Here is a 17,151-nt window from a genome sequence, read left to right on the forward strand (position 1 = left end):
ACTCGAACACTTGTAACTAACCGGTTGGTTGAAGATATTCCACCCGCCTCGCCGCGTTGTCAACCGGATAGTTGGTTAGACTCGGAGCATGGCCGGTACCAGGGATCCCGAGGCGACCAAGGCGCGCATCTTCGACGCGGCGACCGACGAATTCGCCCGCTACGGGATCGCCGGGGCGCGGGTGGACCGCATCGCGCGCAACGCCAAGGCCAACAAGCAGCTCATCTACGCCTACTTCGGCGACAAGGAGCAGCTGTTCCGGCAGGTCCTCGACAAGACCATGCTCCAGGTCGCGGCCTCGGTCACCACCGATATCGAGGACCTCGACGAATGGATCGACCAGCACATCGACTACCACCGCGAGCATCCGGAACTGCTGCGCCTGCTGATGTGGGAGGCCCTCGAACTCGGCCCCGAGAACGCCTCGGCGAGCGAAATGCGTTGCGGCCGTTACCAGGAGAAGCGCGACAAGGTCGAGATCGCCCAGGGCAAGGGCCTGATGCGCGGCGACATGCCGTCGGGTCAGGTGCTCATGCTGCTGATGGGCATGATCAACTACCCGCTCGCGGTCCCGCAGGTCACGCAGTTCACGCTCGGACCCGACCTGGATCCGGAGGTGCAGCGCGCCTGGACCAAGGACGCCATTCGCCGCATCGTGGCCGCCGAGCCGGGTTCCGGCACCGAGGCGTGATCACCCCGGTCCGCGCAGTACACTGCCGCGGTGTCCGATCCCAAGCTGGAAATCCAGATGCTGCACGACCGCGTCATGGTCAAGCTCAGTCCGGAGGCGGGTGAGCGGCGCAGCAGCGGCGGGATTCTGATTCCGGCGACCGCGCAGGTCGCCAAGCGCCTGTCCTGGGGCGAGGTCTGCGGCGTCGGTTCGCACGTGCGCGCCGTCTCCGTCGGCGATCAGGTCCTCTTCAGCGCCGACGACCAGTTCGAGGTGGAGATCCACGCGCAGGCGTATTACGTACTGCGCGAACGGGATCTGCACGCCATCGCCAACGAGCGTCCCGAACACGGCACCGGGCTGTACCTCTGAGGCATCCCCGGTAGTACCGGAAAGTCAACGGCCCGCATCCTTTTCGAGGACGCGGGCCGTTGGACTGCCGGAGCGCTGAGACGTGTCGGCTCAGACCTGCTTCAGTGTCCCGCCGTCGATCACGAGATCGGCTCCGATAATGCTCGCGGCCAGTTCCGAGGCCAGGAACGTCACCAGCGCCGCCACCTCGCCGGGCTCGGCGATGCGCCCGGAGGCCATGTTGAACTGCGACGGGATAGCGGCCAGGAACTGTTCCTGCGTAATGCCGTTCGCCGCGGCGAGCGCCGCGCCGAGGCTCTTGGGCCCCCGCCAGATATCGGTGCCGACCGGCCCCGGCGACACCGTGTTCACCCGCACCCCCTGCGGTCCGAATTCCTCGCTGAGCCGCTTGCCGAACGCGGTGAGCGCCGCCTTGGCCTCGCTGTAGCCGGACGGCCCGCCCGCCGGAATCCGCGAGTTGATCGACGACACCGTGATGATCGCGCCGCGTCGCTCGATGATGCTCGGCAGCGCCGCCCGGGTGGCGGTGATGACCCCGAACAGGTTGAGGTCGAACAGCGTCCGCCACTGCGCCTCCGGCGCGTCCAGGAACCCGCCCAGCACCAGCTTGTCGGCATCGCCGCCGCCGGCGTTGTTGACCAGGATGTCGATGCCGCCGAGCTCGGACAGTGCCGCCTCGACCGCCGCGTTCGCACCCTCGGTGGTGCTCAGGTCGGCGGAAACGGTTCCCGCCGCGACCTTTTCGAGTTCCGGCGTGATGGTGCGCGCGACACCGAAGACGCGGACGCCCTCCGCGGCGAGGGCTTCGCTGACGGCGAGCCCGATGCCCCGGCTGGCGCCGGTGACGAGGGCGGTCTTGCCGTTGAGTCCGAGATCCATGATGGAGCCTTTCTTGAACTTCAGGTCAAAAATGAGGGCAAAAGAAAAGCCGCACGGAAGCGGCCGGTGATCAGAGAGTGGACAGGGCGGTGTCGATGATGCGGTACATGGTCTCGGCGCTGGAGAACTTGGCCGAAACCCGCAGTCCCATAATGGTGTTCAGCACGAACTCACCGAATGCCCGGGCATCGGTGTCCGGGCGGACGTCGCCGTCGCGCAGCCCCTGCTCGATGCGCACCCGGAACGCCTCGATCATGTGCTCCTGCGCGACCTGCACCGCCCGGTTGGCCTCCGGATCGTGTCCGCTCATCTCCATGGCGGTGTTCACCATCAGGCAACCGCGCGGAACCGGTTGTGCCAGACCGCTGTCCACGGTGAACCGCATCCAGGCGCGCAGTCGTTCCCGGGTGCTGCCCGGCTCGTTCAGGGTGCTGGTGCAGAACTCCGCGCCCTGCTGGTCGTATCGGGTGAGCGCCCGCTCGAACAGCTCGCGCTTACTGCCGAAAGTGTTGTAGAGACTGCCTTTTCCCACTCCGGTCGCTTCGGCGAGCTGTGCGGGTGAGGTGTTGCCGTATCCGTGCGACCAGAACGCCTCCATGGCGAGGTCCACCACGGTGTCCTCGTCGAAGTTGCGCGGCCTGCCCATGTGGACCACCGTAGACCTTCTGGACCTTCAGGTCAAAAACTTGGCCGAAAAAGTGGCCCGCACCGGGGTGCGGGCCACTTTGACTGTGCTGAAGCGTTTTCCGCTTACAGCGCCTTGAGTTCCTCGGTGACCGCACCGACGGACTTCTTGGCGTCGCCGAACAGCATGGAGGTGGTGTCGGCGTAGAACAGCGGGTTGTCGATGCCCGCGAAGCCGGAGTTCATCGAGCGCTTGAGCACGATGACCGACTTGGCCTGGTCGACGTTGAGCACCGGCATGCCGTAGATCGGCGAGGAGGCGTCCTCACGGGCAGCCGGGTTGGTGACATCGTTGGCGCCGATGACGAGGGCGACATCGGTGCGGGCGAATTCGCCGTTGATGTCGTCCATTTCCTTCATCGCGTCGTACGACACCTCGGCCTCGGCCAGCAGCACGTTCATGTGCCCGGGCATGCGACCGGCGACCGGGTGGATGGCGTACTTGACCTCGACGCCCTTGGCTTCCAGCAGGGCCGCCATTTCCTTGACCGCGTGCTGGGCCTGGGCGACGGCCATGCCGTAGCCGGGGACCACGATGACCTGGTTGGCGTAGGCCATCTGGATGGCGGCGTCGGCCGCGGAGGTGGCCTTGGCCTGCTTCTGCTCGCCGCTGCCGGACGCGCCGGGAGCTGTTCCGCCGCCGCCGAATCCGCCCGCGACGATGGCGGGGATGGACCGGTTCATGGCCTTGGCCATGAGGTTGGTGAGGATGGTGCCGGACGCGCCGACGATCATGCCCGCCACGATCATGGCGGTGTTGTCCAGCGCCAAACCGGCTGCGGCGGCGGACAAGCCGGTGAGCGCGTTGAGCAGCGAGATGACGACGGGCATGTCCGCGCCGCCGATGGGTAGCACGACCATCAGGCCGAGGATGCCCGCGAGCACCAGCAGCGCGATCATCCAGTACTGCGGCACGCCGTCGCTCATCGCGCCGATGCCGATCACGACGGCCGCGGCGACCGCACCGGCCAGCAGCAGCAGGTTCAGCGGCTGCTGCAGACGGCCGATGGTGATCGGGCGACCCGACAGCAGTTCCTGCAGCTTGGCGAAGGCGATGATCGAGCCCCAGAAGGAGATCGAGCCGATGATGGCCGCGAACAGCGAGGCGATCACGATGTGCACGGTCGGCTGCTCGGCGGCCGGGAAGGCCGAGAAGCCCTTGGTGTCAAGGAATTCCGACCAGGCGATCAGCGCCACGGTGCCACCGCCGACGCCGTTGAACGCGGCGACCAGCTGCGGCATGGCGGTCATCTTGGTGAACCGCGCGGGCGGCACGCCGAGCGCGATACCGACGACCAGGCCCGCGACGATCACGATCCAGTTGTTGGTGGCGCGAATGGAGATCAGGGTCGCGACGACCGCGATGACCATGCCGATCGCGGCGATCTGATTGCCGCGCACCGCGGTCTTGGGGCCGGTCAGCCCCATCAGACCGTAGATGAACATCGCAAAGGCGACGATGTAGAGGATGTTGACCAGATTGTCCATGGGTTACTTGCCCGCCTTCTCGCCCGCAGCAGGCTTCTTGGCCTTGAACATGCCCAGCATCCGGTCGGTCACCACGAAACCACCGATGACGTTCAGGGTTCCGAACACGACGGCGACGAACAGGATGATCTGCATGAGCACCGAGGGATGCTGAATCTTGCCGAACACCACCAGCGCGCCGAGCACCACGATGCCGTGAATGGCGTTGGTGCCGGACATCAGCGGGGTGTGCAGGGTGTTGGGCACCTTGGAGATCACGGCGAAGCCCACGAATCCCGACAGCACCAGGATCGCGATGTTCGCGAGTAGATGGGTGTACATCAGGCTTCCACCTTCTGAGAGCTCGGTTCGCTGCGCTCACGGGTTACGCAGGAGTCCGCCAGCACCTGATCGTCGAAATCGGGTGCCAGCGCACCGTCTTTCAGCATCAGTTCGAGCAGGGCGGCGACGTTCTTGGAGTAGAGCTCCGACGCGTGCTCCGGCATGGTGGCCGGAAGGTTGAGCGGCGAGGCGATGGTGACACCGTGGCGCACAACGGTTTTCCCGGGTTCGGTCAACTCGCAGTTACCGCCGGTCTCGCCCGCCATGTCGATGATCACGCTGCCGGGCTTCATGCCCTCCACGGCGGCGGCGGTCACCAGGCGCGGGGCCGGGCGTCCGGGCACCAGCGCGGTGGTGATGACGATGTCGAAGCCCTTGATGGCGTTCTCGAGGGCGGTCTGCTGCTGTGCGCGTTCCTCATCGGAAAGCTCACGCGCGTAACCGCCTTCGCCCGCGGCGTCGATGCCGAGGTCGAGCCACTGCGCGCCGACGGAGCGCACCTGGTCGGCGACCTCCGGGCGAACGTCGTAGCCGGTGGTGCGGCCGCCCAGGCGCTTGGCGGTGGCGAGGGCCTGCAGTCCGGCGACGCCGACGCCGAGGACCAGCACGGTGGCCGGTTTCACGGTGCCCGCGGCGGTGGTCAGCATGGGGAAGAATCGGGTGGATTCCGAGGCGGCGAGCAGCACGGCCTTGTACCCGGCGACATTGGCCTGGGAGGACAGCGCGTCCATCACCTGGGCGCGGGAGATGCGCGGAATCGCTTCCACCGCAAAGGCTTGCACGCCCGCTTCTTTCAGGGCGCCGATCTTGGTGTCGGCGTTGCGGGGGGCCAGGAACCCGATGAGGGTCTGACCGGAGTGCAGCTTGGCGATCTCGGCGTCATTGGGCGGCGCGACCTTGACCACGACGTCGGCGCTGTACGGGTCGCCGATGGTGGCACCGGCCTCGGTGTACAGCTCGTCGGGGATCAGCGCGCCCAGACCGGCACCGGACTCGACGATCACCTCGACACCCTGCTTCAGCAGGGCGGGAATGATCTTCGGTACCAATGCGACACGTCGTTCGTCCGGGTTCGTCTCCCGGACCACGCCGACGCGCGCAGCCGTCTGTGCGCTCTGCGTTGTGTCCACTTGTCAAACTTCCTTCTCGTGGTGAGCCGCGGCCCGTCCCCCCAGGGGTGGGCCGTGCCGACCGGTCCAACGGTGGGCCGAACTTACTCTGAAGTAAGTTCGTGAGAATTCTCGCAACTGTACCTGTTTCGCGGTGAGCGTAGCGGAGATGCCCATCACATGGTGCGCCGGGAAAACCCGACAACTCCATGCTCGGCCGGGGTGGGGTCCGGTCGCAACCACGAACGGTGTCCTCTATTACTGGCGAGTAGGTATGTATTCGGTTGGACGGCATAGGGGTGATGCAGGGGGTGTCGCGCATCACCTTTACGCCGTAATCTCTGCCATGTGAACGGCTGCATCTTCTGCGCGATCGTCGCGGGCGAAGCCCCGGCGACCAAGATCTTCGAGGACGACACCCTCGTCGCGTTCCTCGACATCCGGCCCATCACCCGCGGGCACACCCTCGTCATCCCCAAGAGCCACGCCAGCGACCTCGACCATCTCGATCCCGAGCTCGGCGGCGTGCTGTTCGGGTTCGGCCATCGGCTGGCCAAGGCCATGCGCCGCGGCGGCCTCGCCGCCGACGGCGCCAACCTCCTGATCAACGACGGCAAGGCCGCCTTCCAGACCGTGCACCACGTGCACCTGCACGTGATTCCGCGCCACAGCGGCGACATCCTGCGATTCGCACGGGGTTTCGTGCTGCGCCGCCCGCATGATCGAGACAGCACGGCCGCCGCCATCCGATCCGGTCTGGACCGGCTCGCCGACGAAGAGAAAGCTGTCTGAATGAACGAGGCCAGCGCATGACCGCCACGGTGCCCGACCGCGCGGAGATCACCGCCGCCCTGTCCGACCAGTGGGACGCCCTTGCCCGGCTGGTGGACGGCCTGGACGAGGAGGCCTGGCGCACCGCGTCGGCGCTCCCGGGCTGGACCGTTTTCGACGTGCTCGCGCACATCATCGGCACCGAATCGATCCTGCTCGGGCTGCCCGTGCCCGACCTCGACGTGTCCGGCGCGCACATCCGCAACGACATCGGCACGCTGAACGAGAAGTGGATCGAGTCGCTGCGGCCGCTGGCGGGTTCACAACTGCTGGAACGCTTCCTGGAGGTCACCGGCAAGCGGTTGAAGGCGTTGGGGGAGACCAGCGACGAGACCTGGGCCGAACGCGTCCCGACACCGGTCGGCCTCGAGCCCTACGGCCGCTTCATGCGCGTGCGCCTGTTCGACTGCTGGATGCACGCTTTCGATATCGCCGACGGCCTGGGCGTGTCGATCGACGAGGGCGGAGCGCGCGGCCGGCTCGCCTACCAGGAGCTACTGCCCGCGCTGGGCAAGGCGGTGGTGAAGGGTGCGGGCGCGCCGGACGGCGCCCGGATCACCTTCGACATCACCGGTCAGCTGCCGCACACCGTGCACGTCGTGGTCGCGGGCGGCCGTGCCGCCCTGGTCGAATCCCTCGACGACCCGGCCACACTCGTGCTCACCGTGGACTCCGGCCTGTTCGCCCGCCTGCGCGGCGGCCGCACCCTGGCCGACGAGCACCCCGGTGAGTACACCGTCACCGGCGACACCGAACTCGGTGAGCGCCTGGTCCGCAGCCTCGCGTTCACCATCTGATTCCGTGCGACTGTTCCTGTCCAGCTACCGCTTCGGCGCACACCAGCGCCGCCTGCTCGAGCTGACCGGTGAGCCGGGCCGGATCGCGGTGATCGCCAACGCCTGCGATGCCTGGCCCTCGGCCTGGCAGAGCGCGGTCACCAGCGACCTGTTTCCCCTGCGCCGCCTGGGTTTCCACCCCGACGTGATCGACCTGCGCGACTACGTCGACCGCCCCGGCGCGATCGAACCGGTGCTGCGTCGCTATCCGGCGGTGTGGGTGCGCGGCGGCAATACCTTCGTGCTGCGCGCCCAGTTGGCCCGCAGCGGAGCCGATCTCGCGTTGACGACGCTGCTGGCCGAGGATGCCCTGGTCTACGCCGGTTACAGCGCGGGGGCCTGCGTCATGACCCCGGACCTGCACGGCATCGAGGCCATGGACGATCCGGCCGAGGTCCGCACCGCCTGCGGCGTCGAACCCCGCTGGGACGGACTGGATCTCGTCGACCGCCGCATCGTCCCGCACCTGGACTCGCCGACCGACCCGGAGGGTCTGTCCCGAAAGCTGGTGCGCGAGTACATCGCCGCGGACGTTCCGCACTGGGCCCTGACCGACGACCACGTGGTGGTCGTCGACGGCAACGTCACCGAGGTGCTGACCTGAGGTCCGAACGGCTCACCCGCTCAACGAGAAACGGCCCCGCGCGCTGATGCGTGCGGGGCCGTCCTGCGTCGAGACTCGTCAATTGCCGTTGTGGCGCAGACCGTGCCAGAGGGCGACGGCCGCCGCGCCGAACGCGCCGACGGCCAACGTGGCGAAGCTCGCCACGTAGGCGCTCTCGGTCGGCACGTGACCGCCGGAGATGACGTGCGCGGTCAGAATCGACCCGGTCACCGCACCCGCGATGGAACCGCCCGCGGTCCGCACCAGCGAGTTGATGCCCGAGGCGATGCCGCTCTCGCTCATCGCCACGTGCTGCACCGCGAGGGTGCCCAGCGCCGCGTAGCCGATGCCGAATCCGGTGCCCTGCAGCACATTCGCGATGATCATGTCCGTGCCGCTGCCGTGCGAGACGGCCAGCCACCCCATCGACAGTCCGGCGAACGCCGACCCGATCGACAATGTGTACGCGGGCCCGATCTTGGCGGAGATGCGTCCGGTGTTGAACGAGAAGAACGTCATCAGCGCGGCGCTCGGAATGCCGTAGAGGCCGACCGAGAGCACGGTGCCGGACAGGCCGTAACCGACCTTGTCGGCGGGGGTCTGGATGAAGTTCGACACCAGCGTGAACGCGCCGAACATCGAGAACCCCAGCAGGAACGAGGCGAGGTTCGCCGACAGCGACTGCGGGCCGACCAGCAGTTGCAGTCGCACCAGCGGCTGTTCGATCTTCAGCTCGGCGAACACCCAGACGGCGGCGAACGCCGCGGCCGCGGCGAACAGCGCGAGAGTCGAGCCGGAACCCCAGCCCCAGCGCGGTCCCTCGCTGATGGCCAGCAGCAGGCAGACGAGCAATCCGGCCAGCAGCCCCGCGCCGATGAAGTCGGGCTTGCCGCCGTGGCGGACGCCATTGTTCTTGGCGCTCACCTGAATCAGCACGGTGGCCAGCACGCCGAGCCCGGCGGTCAGCCAGAACACCGGGTGCGGGCTCTGGGTGTGGTCGGCGATCAAGCCGGTGACCAGCAGGCCGACGGTGCCGCCGATGCCCATGGTGCCGGACACGATTCCGATTGCGCTGACCAGTCTTTCGCGCGGGAAGGTGTCGCGGATGATGCCGATGGCGAGTGGGATCAGCGCCGAGGAGATGCCCTGCAGTGCGCGGCCGACGATGTAGACGGGCAGCGATCCGGCCAGCGCGCAGATCACCGAACCGGTGACGAGCAGCCCCATGGCGACCATCACCATCGGCTTCTTGCCGTACATGTCGCCGAAGCGCGACAGCAGCGGGGTGGCGACCGCGCCGGACAGCAGCGCGGCGGTGAACAGCCAGGTGACACCGGCGACGTCGGTGTGCAGCTGCACGATCATGCGGGGGAGCAGCGGAATCACGACGGTCTGCTGCAGTGACACGACCAGACCGGCGGCGCACAGCGCCAGCAGGGTCAGGCCGAGATGCGCCTGGGCGCGGTCTTCGGGGGTTTTCCCATCGACCTGACCGACTGCGGTCGTAGTCATTCGACGATCCTTTTGTTTTACTTACCAAAATTAAGTAAATGGGTTTCGTAAGATAACCACATGCCGCGATCGGAAGCCACTCACGCCCCTGTAGCCGACCCGGGCCACATCATGGAACTCGAACGCGCGCTGGCCCGCGTCGCCTACCTGCTGACCCGGGTGCGCCGCCACGACCAGGCAATGCTCAAGTGCGGCATCACCATGGACCGCGCCAGCGTCCCGCTGCTGCGCCTGCTCGCCGACTCCGAGGAGCCACTGCGCCTGGGCGAGTTGGCTTCCCGCCTCGACGTCGAGGCCCCGCACGTGAGCCGTCAGATCCAGCGCCTGGAGAAGGCGGGCTACGTCGAACGCGTCTCCGACCCCGACGACCGTCGCGCCCAGCTGGTGCGCCCCACCGTTTCCGGCCGGCGCGCGGTGGAGGCCATCCGGGAAGTGCTGCGCGAGTGGATGAGTGACGCTCTCGCGGACTGGACCCCCGAGGACCTCAAGGCCCTCGCGGTCCTCAACCACCGCATGGTCGACAACTTCCTGGACCACGCGGAGATCATCGGCGACTTCGGCGCGACCGCGCGTGAGCGCCGTCCCCGCACCGCCTGAGCGCTAGCGGGGCACCGCGGGTTCGGGTGCGACGGCGCGAGCGGCCCACGCGCACAACAGCATCGCGACCAGCGGCACCACCATGGCCGTGGTCAGCGGCACCATCTTGTCGAGCCATCCGATGATCGCCGGTCCGGCCAGCAGCCCCACATAGCCGAGCCCGAACACCCGCGACATGTCCGTCGCGGACACCCCGTCCCCGAGATTGCCTGCCGCCGTGAACACCTGGGGCACGCAGCCCGACAGCCCGGCCCCGCACAGCGCCCACCCGGCCAGCGTCAGCGGTAGCCAGTCGGACAGCGCGACGACCCCGAATCCCATGGCCGCCAGCACTGTTCCCCAGCGCACGATGGCCACCCGCCCGAATCGGCCGCTGATCCGATCGGCTCCGAAACGTGCGAGCGTCATGGTCGCCGAGAACCCTGCGTAGGCCAGTCCCGCCGTTCCCGCCTCGACCGCCAACCGATCCCGCACCTGTAGTGCGCTCCAATCCGCCGCGACTCCTTCGGCCATCAGCAGTGCGAACGCGATCACGCCCAGCAGCACCACTTTTCGTCCGCTTCCCGCCCACCAGGACGTCTTTTCGACTGGTATCGCCCGCCGGGGTTCGGGTTCCGAAGCCGAGTCCGGATGCGCCGAAACATGAGGCAGCAGACGCGGTATCGCGGTCACGACGATGACCAGCCCGAGCACGGTGGCGAGGCCGAAGGTGAGATGGATGTTCCAGTGCGCGTTCTGGGCCGCCGCGCCGAGGATCGAGCCGAGGAAGCCGCCGCAGGAGAAGAAGGCGTGGAAGGCCGACATGATGGGTCGCGAGTAGGCGCGTTCCACGTGGACGGCCTGGGCGTTCATCGAGACGTCGAGGGCGCCGTTGCCGACCCCGAAGGCCGTCAGGGCCAGCGCGAGGGTGCCGGGGGAGTCCGCGTAGGCGGGGCCGAGCAGGGCCAGCGACAGGATGGTCGCGGCGGCCGCGGTGAGCGCCCGGCTGCCGAAGCGGTCGGCGAGCGGTCCGGCGGCCTGCATGCCCGCGATGGCGAACAGCGCCATGAGCAGGATGAGCATGCCCAGGGTGGTCGGGGTGACGCCGGTGTGCCGGGTCACGGCCGGAATATGGACGATCCAGACGGCGGCCAGGAATCCGTTCAGACCGAAGACGGCGAACAGGGCCAGGCGCGCGATCCGGATCCGGGGAGCGGGCGTCGTAGCGACCATCGATACGACGCTACCGGGTGCACCCGGTAGCTCCCCGTGATCCGCGCCCGGCGGCGGCCTCGTCGACGCCTCCGAGCGCGGCCCGAATCCCTTGTGTTCCAGCCTGTTCGATACCAATTGTAGTCGTCGGCACCGACAGGTCAGGACTGCGCAACGGGTGCCCAGGCCCCGGAAACGGCCACGTCGCGGACGTATTCGGCGAAGTCGCGGGGCTCGCGTCCCAGCGCCCGGCGCACCCCGTCGGCGGGCAGCGAGTTGCGGCCGTCGAGGACCGTGCCGAACAGGTAGTCCAGCAGGCTGATCACGTCGGCGGGCACCTCGTAGGAGATCAGCGCGGCCACGAAATCGGTGCGGCTGATGGGGATGAACGGGATGTCGCGCCCGGTGGCCGCGGCGATCTCGGCGACGGCCTCGGCGAAGGTGAGCGCACGCGGCCCGGTGAGCTCGTAGACCTCCCCGGCGTGCCGGTCGTCGAGCAGGGCCGCGACCGCCACCTCGGCGATGTCGTCGGCGTGCACGAACGGTTCCGGGACGTCACCGCCCGGCAGCGCCACCTCGCCGGCGTGGATGAAGTCGGCGAACGCGCCCTCGTCGAAGTTCTGGTCGAACCAGGCGCAGCGCACCACGGTCCAGCGCAATCCCGAATTCCGCACGATCGCTTCGCATTCCAGGGCTTCGGGCTCGCCGCGGCCGGAGAGCATCACGATGGTGCGGACCCCGGCCGCGGCGGCCGCGGCGGTGAAGGCGGCGATGTCGGCGGGCGCGGCGGGCACCGCCACATCCGGTTGGTAGGCGAGGTAGACCGAGTCGATGCCGTCCAGTGCGCCCGCCCAGGTATCGCGGTCGGTCCAGTCGAACGGGATTGCGGCGGTGCGGGAACCGGCCCGCACGGGCACTCCCCGCTCGCTCAGCAGGGCGGCCACCCGGCGGCCGGTCTTTCCGGTCGCGCCGGTGACGAGAATGGTGTTTGCGCTGTTCGCGGTGTGTGCGTTGCTCATGTATCGAGTACACCCCGTGGATCCGAGCGCGAACATGGTTGAGAAGCGCTCTGGCATTTGCCATCGTCTTGGGTATGGATGCGTTGGCCAGCCTGCTCGAAGGACCACGCGCGAGAGCCGCTTTCGTGATGCGCTCGTCGTTCGACCCCCCTTGGTCCCTGCGAATTACCGATGAGGCCCCGCTGACGCTGGTGGCCGTGGCGCGGGGCGGCGGCTGGGTGATGCCGGACCCCAAGGGCGGCAAGCCGACTCCGCCGCGGCAGTTGCGGGCGGGCGATATCGCGCTGTTCCGCGGTCCCGATCACTACACCATCGCCGACAAGCCGGACACCGAGCCGCAGGCGATCATCCTGCCCGGCCAGATCACCACCACGCCCGACGGTGAAATCCTGTGCGAGACACTGAGCCTGGGCATCCGCAACTGGGGCAGCAGCGCCGACGCCGAGACCGTGCTGGTGACCGGCACCTACGAGCACGAGTCGGCCGCCAGCCGACGCCTGCTGCGCGCGCTGCCGCCGATCGCGGTGCTGGGTCGCGGCGAGATCGACGCCCGGATACTCGATCTGCTGGTCGACGAGTCCGCCAAGGATCTGCCCGCGCAAAGCGTCATGCTGGATCGACTATTGGACCTGCTGCTGATCGCGACCCTGCGCGCCTGGTTCTCCCGCGCGGACGCCCCCGCCTGGTATCACGCCTACGGGGATCCGCTGGTCGGCAAGGCCCTACGGCTCATGCAGCACAATCCGGCGCACGGCTGGACGGTGGCGGCGCTGGCCACCGAGGTGGGGGTGTCGCGGGCCGCGCTGGCCCGCCGCTTCACCGAGCTGGTGGGGGAGCCGCCGATGGCCTTCCTCACCGACTGGCGGCTGGCGCTGGCCGCGGACCTGCTGCACGAATCCGACGCCACCCTGGAATCCATTGCGCGGCGGGTCGGTTACGGCAGCGCGTTCGCCCTCAGCACCGCGTTCAAACGCCACTACGGGATGAGCCCCCGCGATCATCGCTCCACCCCGGACCAGCGCAGCGCGTGAACCGGACCCGCGTGGCGATCGGAGTTCTCGATGGCTCGGCCCGGCGCGCGAGCGGGCTCGGCTATGGTCGCGGAGTGACGCAGGATCAGGATTACCCGGTGCTCTGGCCAGTGCCGACCCGGTGGGCGGACAACGACCACTACGGTCACGTCAACAACGTGACGTACTACTCGTACTTCGACACCGCGGTCAACGCGTGGCTGATGCACGCGACCGGGACCGATATCCGCGACCTACCCGCGATCGGCGTGGTCGCGCAGACCTCCTGCACCTTCCTGGGCTCGATCAGCTTCCCCGACCTGCTGCGGGTCGGCATTCGCATCGCCCGGCTGGGCAATTCGAGCATCAACTACGAGCTGGCAATCTTCCGCGATACCGGTGACAGCCTGGAACTGGCCGCCACCGGCACCTTCGTGCACGTGTACGTGGACGACACCAACCGCAAGCCGGTGCCGATCCCGGATGTCATCCGGGCCGCCGCCGAACCGCTGGTGATGCGGGCTACCTCAGAGGGTTAGACCCGTCCGAGCAGGGTGAGCGGATCCTCCAGCAGCGCGGCCACGCTCGCCAGGAATCGCGACCCCTGCTCCCCGTCGACCAGCCGATGGTCGAAGCTGAGCCCGAGCGTGGTCACCCACCGCACGGCCAGTTCGTCGCGGTGCACCCACGGCCGCTTGCGGATGGATCCCAGGCACAGGATGGCGGCCTCGCCCGGATTCACCAGTGGCACACCACTGTCCACGCCGAAGACACCCACATTGGTGATGGTGAAGGTACCGCCGGTGAGGTCGGCGGGGGTGGCGGTGCCCGAGCGTGCCAGCCCGGCCATCCGGGTGATCTCGGCGCACAGGTCGCGCAGCGAGAGCCCGTGCGCCTCTTTGAGACTCGGCACCAGCAGCCCGCGTTCGGCGGCCACCGCGATGCCGAGATTCACGTAGTGCTTGGTGACGATCTGCTGGTCGTCCTCGTCCCAGGCCGAGTTGATCTCGGGGAAGTCCACCAGCGCCGCCAGTGTCGCCCGCGCGACCAACGCCAGCGGGGTGAGGCTCAGACCGGCGAAACCCGGTGTGGCGCGCAGATGTTCGAGCAGTTCCATCGACGCCGTGAAATCGGTGGTGACGAACGTGCTGGCCTGCGGGATGTGCTGGGCGCTGGCCACCATGGCCGCCGCCGTCCGCTTGCGGACACCCGCTATGGGCGTACGGGTTTCGCGCTCGGCGGGCACCGGGCGGGCGCTGCCTCCGGCCCGCATGGGCGGCACGGCGGGCGTCGCGTGCGGGGTCGCCGGCTTGGCGGTGTGGATCGGAATCACCGTGCTGCCGAGCGATTCCCGGCGCATGCCGTGCAGATCCTCGACGGTCACCGCGCCCAGCGGGCCGGAGCCCGCGACGGCCGCCAGATCGACGCCGATCTCGCGGGCCAGTCGGCGTGCGGCCGGAGTGGCGGCGGCGCGTCCGGCGGGCGCGGAATTGCCGAGCCCCTCCGGTCCGTCCGAACCCATCACCCGCGGGCGGGAATCGGCCTGTGGCGCTGCGGTTGTGGCGGCGCGGGCGCGCCGCGAGACCGGCTCGCCCTCGGGGCCGTAGCCGACCAGCACCGCCTGCCGTTCGGCCGGAGCCTCGACGGCCGCGTCGACCGGCTGCGCGGCGGCCGCGTCGGCGGCGACGCCGATCCGGATCAGCGCCGCGCCCACCGGCACGGTGTCGCCGGGTTGCGCCAGCAGTTCGAGCACCGTGCCCGCGTACGGGCACGGCAGCGCCACCTGTGCCTTCGCGGTCTCGACCTCGGCGATCTCCTGATTCAATTCGACGGTGTCGCCGACGGATACCGTCCACGACACCAATTCCGCATCGGCCAATCCCTCTCCGAGATCGGGCAGACGAAATTCCATGACCTGATGCTGATCTTCCACCGGGCTTCCTCCGAGGCGTAACCGTTAAGCGGCGAGCGTGCGGTCGACCGCGGCGAGAATGCGGTCGGGGTCGGGCAGGTGGTGCCGCTCGAGTTTAGCGGGGGGATAGGGGATGTCGTGGCCGCCGACGCGCAATATCGGCGATTGGAGATGGTAGAAGCAGCGTTCGGTGATCCGCGCCGCGATTTCCGCTCCCAGTCCGCCGAATACGGGCGCCTCGTGCACCACGATGAGCCGTCCGGTTTTCCGCACCGAGGTTTCGATGGTGTCGAAATCGATCGGCGCCAGACTGCGCAGGTCGATCACCTCCAGCGAATGTCCTTCCGACGCCGCGATATCGGCGGCCGACAGCGCGGTCGCGACGGTGCCGCCGTAGGCGACCACGGTGGCGTCGGTACCGCTGACGCACACCCGAGCCTGGTCGAGGGCGTATCCACCGTCGCGGTCGAGGGCGTCGAAGTCCACCTCGGCCTTGTCCCAGTAGCGGCGCTTGGGTTCGAAGAAGATCACCGGATCGTCGAGCGCGATGGCCTGGCGGATCATCAGATACGCGTCGGCGGGCGTGCTCGGCGATACCACGCGCAGTCCCGCAGTGTGGGTGAAATACGCTTCGGGAGATTCGGAATGGTGCTCGACCGCACCGATCCCGCCGCCGAACGGAATGCGAATGGTGATGGGCGCGACCACTTTTCCGCGCGTGCGCGCGTGAATTTTCGCGACCTGCGAGACGATCTGATCGAAGGCCGGATACACGAATCCGTCGAACTGAATTTCGCAAACCGGGCGTAGTCCGCGCAATGCCATTCCGAAAGCCGTTCCGATGATTCCGGATTCGGCCAGCGGCGTGTCGATGACCCGATTGTTCCCGAAGTCCTTTTGCAGCGTGTCGGTGACCCGGAAGACGCCGCCCAGGCGGCCGATGTCCTCACCCATCAGCACGACCCGCTGGTCGTCCTCCAGGGCTCGGCGCAGTCCGAGGTTGATCGCTCCCGCGAAGGTGGTTTTCACGGCCGGACTCCTTCCAGATAGGCCGCGTACTCGCGGCGTTCCTCCTCGATCAGCCGATGCGGTGTCGCGTAGACGTGGTCGAAAAGCTCCATCGGATCCGGATCCGGCAGGGCGAGGGTGGCATTGCGCAGCCGGGTCGCCACATCCGCGGCCCGCGCGTCGACGTCGGTCTCGAAGGCGCTGTCCCACAGGTCTTCCCGGGTCAGCAGCCGGCGCAGCCGATCGATCGGATCGCGTCGCCGCCACAGTTCCAGCTCGGCGGCCGTGCGGTACCGGGTGGGGTCGTCGGCGGTGGTGTGCGGGCCCATCCGATAGGTGATGGCCTCGATGAAACTGGGTCCGCCGCCCGCCCGCGCGTGCGCGAGGGCCTGCCGGGTCACCGCGAGCACGGCGAGCGCGTCGTTGCCGTCCACCTGGATACCGGGAATGCCGTAGCCGACCGCGCGGCGCGCGATGGGTGTGGCGCTCTGCACCCGCACCGGCGCGCTGATCGCCCAGTGATTGTTCTGGCAGAAGAACACGACCGGCGCGCTCCAGCTCGCCGCGAAACCCAGTGCCTCGGCGATATCGCCCTGACTGGTCGCGCCGTCGCCGAAGTAGGCGATGGTGGCGATCTCCGCGCCCTCGAGGTGAGCGGCGTAGGCGTATCCGGTGGCGTGCAGACCCTGCGCGCCGACCACGATCGCCGGATTGGTCATCTTGTACTCGTCGGCATCCCAGCAGGAATGCGCGACGCCGCGCCACAGCCGGGTCATCTGCTCGGGCGGCACCCCGCGGCAGTAGGCGACCCCGGCCTCGCGATAGCTGCAGAAGACGTAGTCGTCGGGGTGCAGGGCGTGGGCGGAACCGATCTGCGCGGCCTCCTGGCCGAGCAGCGGCGGCCACAATCCGAGCTGGCCCTGCCGTTGCAGGGCGGTGGCCTCGGTGTCGATGCGCCGGGCCACGACCATGTCGGAGTACATGGCGCGCAGGCGATCACCGTCGATGTCGGCGACCAGTGGGGCATGCGCTCGATCGTGCACGCGGTGGCCGTCGGGCTGTACGAGTTGCACCGGATAGGTGTTCTTCTCGGGCATGGATATCGCCT

19 protein-coding genes are annotated in these 17,151 nt (G+C 68.3%); 8 read left to right on the forward strand and 11 right to left on the reverse strand.

The window, feature by feature from the left end:
* The first annotated feature begins 88 nt into the window (after window positions 1-88).
* Both OG300_RS38210 and OG300_RS38215 read left to right on the forward strand, forming a co-directional pair.
* The gene (locus tag OG300_RS38210) at window positions 89-691 is read left to right on the forward strand and encodes a TetR family transcriptional regulator (RefSeq protein ID WP_405489649.1); all 603 of its coding nucleotides are present in this window, start codon (window positions 89-91) and stop codon (window positions 689-691) included.
* Between the two features lie 30 nt (window positions 692-721).
* Window positions 722-1,042: a GroES family chaperonin gene (locus OG300_RS38215; RefSeq protein ID WP_405489651.1), complete on the forward strand. Its 321-nt coding sequence runs from the start codon at window positions 722-724 to the stop codon at window positions 1,040-1,042.
* A 90-nt stretch (window positions 1,043-1,132) separates the two neighbouring features.
* On the opposite strand, the gene OG300_RS38220 is transcribed toward OG300_RS38215, so the two are convergent.
* The 5 genes from OG300_RS38220 to OG300_RS38240 all read right to left on the reverse strand — a co-directional run bounded on the left by OG300_RS38220 (window position 1,133) and on the right by OG300_RS38240 (window position 5,544).
* Window positions 1,133-1,921, reverse strand: a complete 789-nt coding sequence (locus OG300_RS38220; RefSeq protein ID WP_405489653.1) for an SDR family NAD(P)-dependent oxidoreductase — start codon at window positions 1,919-1,921, stop codon at window positions 1,133-1,135.
* Window positions 1,922-1,991: 70 nt separating this feature from the next.
* On the reverse strand, window positions 1,992-2,567 hold the full coding sequence (locus OG300_RS38225; protein WP_405489655.1) for a TetR/AcrR family transcriptional regulator: 576 nt from the start codon (window positions 2,565-2,567) through the stop codon (window positions 1,992-1,994).
* 104 nt (window positions 2,568-2,671) lie between these two features.
* Window positions 2,672-4,093, reverse strand: a complete 1,422-nt coding sequence (locus OG300_RS38230; protein ID WP_405489657.1) for an NAD(P)(+) transhydrogenase (Re/Si-specific) subunit beta — start codon at window positions 4,091-4,093, stop codon at window positions 2,672-2,674.
* Between the two features lie 3 nt (window positions 4,094-4,096).
* The gene (locus OG300_RS38235) at window positions 4,097-4,414 is read right to left on the reverse strand and encodes an NAD(P) transhydrogenase subunit alpha (protein ID WP_405489659.1); all 318 of its coding nucleotides are present in this window, start codon (window positions 4,412-4,414) and stop codon (window positions 4,097-4,099) included.
* Window positions 4,414-5,544 carry a Re/Si-specific NAD(P)(+) transhydrogenase subunit alpha gene (locus OG300_RS38240; RefSeq protein ID WP_405489660.1) on the reverse strand — a complete coding sequence of 377 codons (1,131 nt, stop codon included), beginning with the start codon at window positions 5,542-5,544 and terminating at the stop codon, window positions 4,414-4,416. Before OG300_RS38240 ends, OG300_RS38235 begins: the two co-directional genes overlap by 1 nt.
* A gap of 327 nt (window positions 5,545-5,871) precedes the next feature.
* Between OG300_RS38240 and OG300_RS38245 the strand changes: the two genes are divergently transcribed.
* The 3 genes from OG300_RS38245 to OG300_RS38255 are packed head-to-tail and all read left to right on the forward strand — an operon-like array spanning window position 5,872 to window position 7,794.
* Window positions 5,872-6,315, forward strand: coding sequence for an HIT family protein (locus tag OG300_RS38245; protein ID WP_405489662.1), 444 nt, complete (start codon window positions 5,872-5,874; stop codon window positions 6,313-6,315).
* Between the two features lie 17 nt (window positions 6,316-6,332).
* A complete protein-coding gene (locus tag OG300_RS38250) occupies window positions 6,333-7,151 on the forward strand; it encodes a maleylpyruvate isomerase family mycothiol-dependent enzyme (RefSeq protein WP_405489664.1) in 819 nt (272 codons plus the stop codon).
* A gap of 4 nt (window positions 7,152-7,155) precedes the next feature.
* Window positions 7,156-7,794 (forward strand): Type 1 glutamine amidotransferase-like domain-containing protein, encoded by a 639-nt coding sequence (locus OG300_RS38255; RefSeq protein WP_405489666.1) that lies wholly within the window; start codon window positions 7,156-7,158, stop codon window positions 7,792-7,794.
* A gap of 78 nt (window positions 7,795-7,872) precedes the next feature.
* On the opposite strand, the gene OG300_RS38260 is transcribed toward OG300_RS38255, so the two are convergent.
* Window positions 7,873-9,306: an MFS transporter gene (locus tag OG300_RS38260; RefSeq protein WP_405489668.1), complete on the reverse strand. Its 1,434-nt coding sequence runs from the start codon at window positions 9,304-9,306 to the stop codon at window positions 7,873-7,875.
* A 60-nt stretch (window positions 9,307-9,366) separates the two neighbouring features.
* On the opposite strand from OG300_RS38260, the gene OG300_RS38265 reads away from it, so the two are divergent.
* On the forward strand, window positions 9,367-9,903 hold the full coding sequence (locus OG300_RS38265) for a MarR family winged helix-turn-helix transcriptional regulator (RefSeq protein WP_405489670.1): 537 nt from the start codon (window positions 9,367-9,369) through the stop codon (window positions 9,901-9,903).
* A 3-nt stretch (window positions 9,904-9,906) separates the two neighbouring features.
* Here OG300_RS38265 and OG300_RS38270 read toward each other — a convergent pair whose 3' ends face one another.
* Both OG300_RS38270 and OG300_RS38275 read right to left on the reverse strand, forming a co-directional pair.
* Window positions 9,907-11,115: an MFS transporter gene (locus OG300_RS38270; protein WP_405489672.1), complete on the reverse strand. Its 1,209-nt coding sequence runs from the start codon at window positions 11,113-11,115 to the stop codon at window positions 9,907-9,909.
* 140 nt (window positions 11,116-11,255) lie between these two features.
* Complete coding sequence (locus OG300_RS38275; protein ID WP_405489674.1) at window positions 11,256-12,113, reverse strand: NAD(P)H-binding protein; 858 nt, start codon at window positions 12,111-12,113, stop codon at window positions 11,256-11,258.
* Window positions 12,114-12,187: 74 nt separating this feature from the next.
* Between OG300_RS38275 and OG300_RS38280 the strand changes: the two genes are divergently transcribed.
* Both OG300_RS38280 and OG300_RS38285 read left to right on the forward strand, forming a co-directional pair.
* The gene (locus OG300_RS38280) at window positions 12,188-13,144 is read left to right on the forward strand and encodes a cupin domain-containing protein (RefSeq protein WP_405489676.1); all 957 of its coding nucleotides are present in this window, start codon (window positions 12,188-12,190) and stop codon (window positions 13,142-13,144) included.
* Window positions 13,145-13,218: 74 nt separating this feature from the next.
* Window positions 13,219-13,662: an acyl-CoA thioesterase gene (locus OG300_RS38285; protein WP_405489678.1), complete on the forward strand. Its 444-nt coding sequence runs from the start codon at window positions 13,219-13,221 to the stop codon at window positions 13,660-13,662.
* On the opposite strand, the gene OG300_RS38290 is transcribed toward OG300_RS38285, so the two are convergent.
* Genes OG300_RS38290 through pdhA form a run of 3 tightly spaced genes read right to left on the reverse strand, consistent with a single transcriptional unit; the run spans window position 13,659 to window position 17,140 of the window.
* Window positions 13,659-15,035, reverse strand: coding sequence for a dihydrolipoamide acetyltransferase family protein (locus OG300_RS38290; RefSeq protein ID WP_405489680.1), 1,377 nt, complete (start codon window positions 15,033-15,035; stop codon window positions 13,659-13,661). The genes OG300_RS38285 and OG300_RS38290 overlap by 4 nt on opposite strands.
* Window positions 15,036-15,080: 45 nt before the next feature.
* Complete coding sequence (locus OG300_RS38295; protein WP_405489682.1) at window positions 15,081-16,064, reverse strand: alpha-ketoacid dehydrogenase subunit beta; 984 nt, start codon at window positions 16,062-16,064, stop codon at window positions 15,081-15,083.
* Entirely contained in the window at window positions 16,061-17,140 is a 1,080-nt protein-coding gene (pdhA, locus tag OG300_RS38300) for a pyruvate dehydrogenase (acetyl-transferring) E1 component subunit alpha (RefSeq protein WP_405489684.1), read from the reverse strand. Before pdhA ends, OG300_RS38295 begins: the two co-directional genes overlap by 4 nt.
* Window positions 17,141-17,151 lie beyond the last annotated feature (11 nt).

Origin of the sequence: Nocardia sp. NBC_00511 (assembly GCF_045161165.1) — a bacterium.
Classification (GTDB): Bacteria; Actinomycetota; Actinomycetes; order Mycobacteriales; family Mycobacteriaceae; genus Nocardia.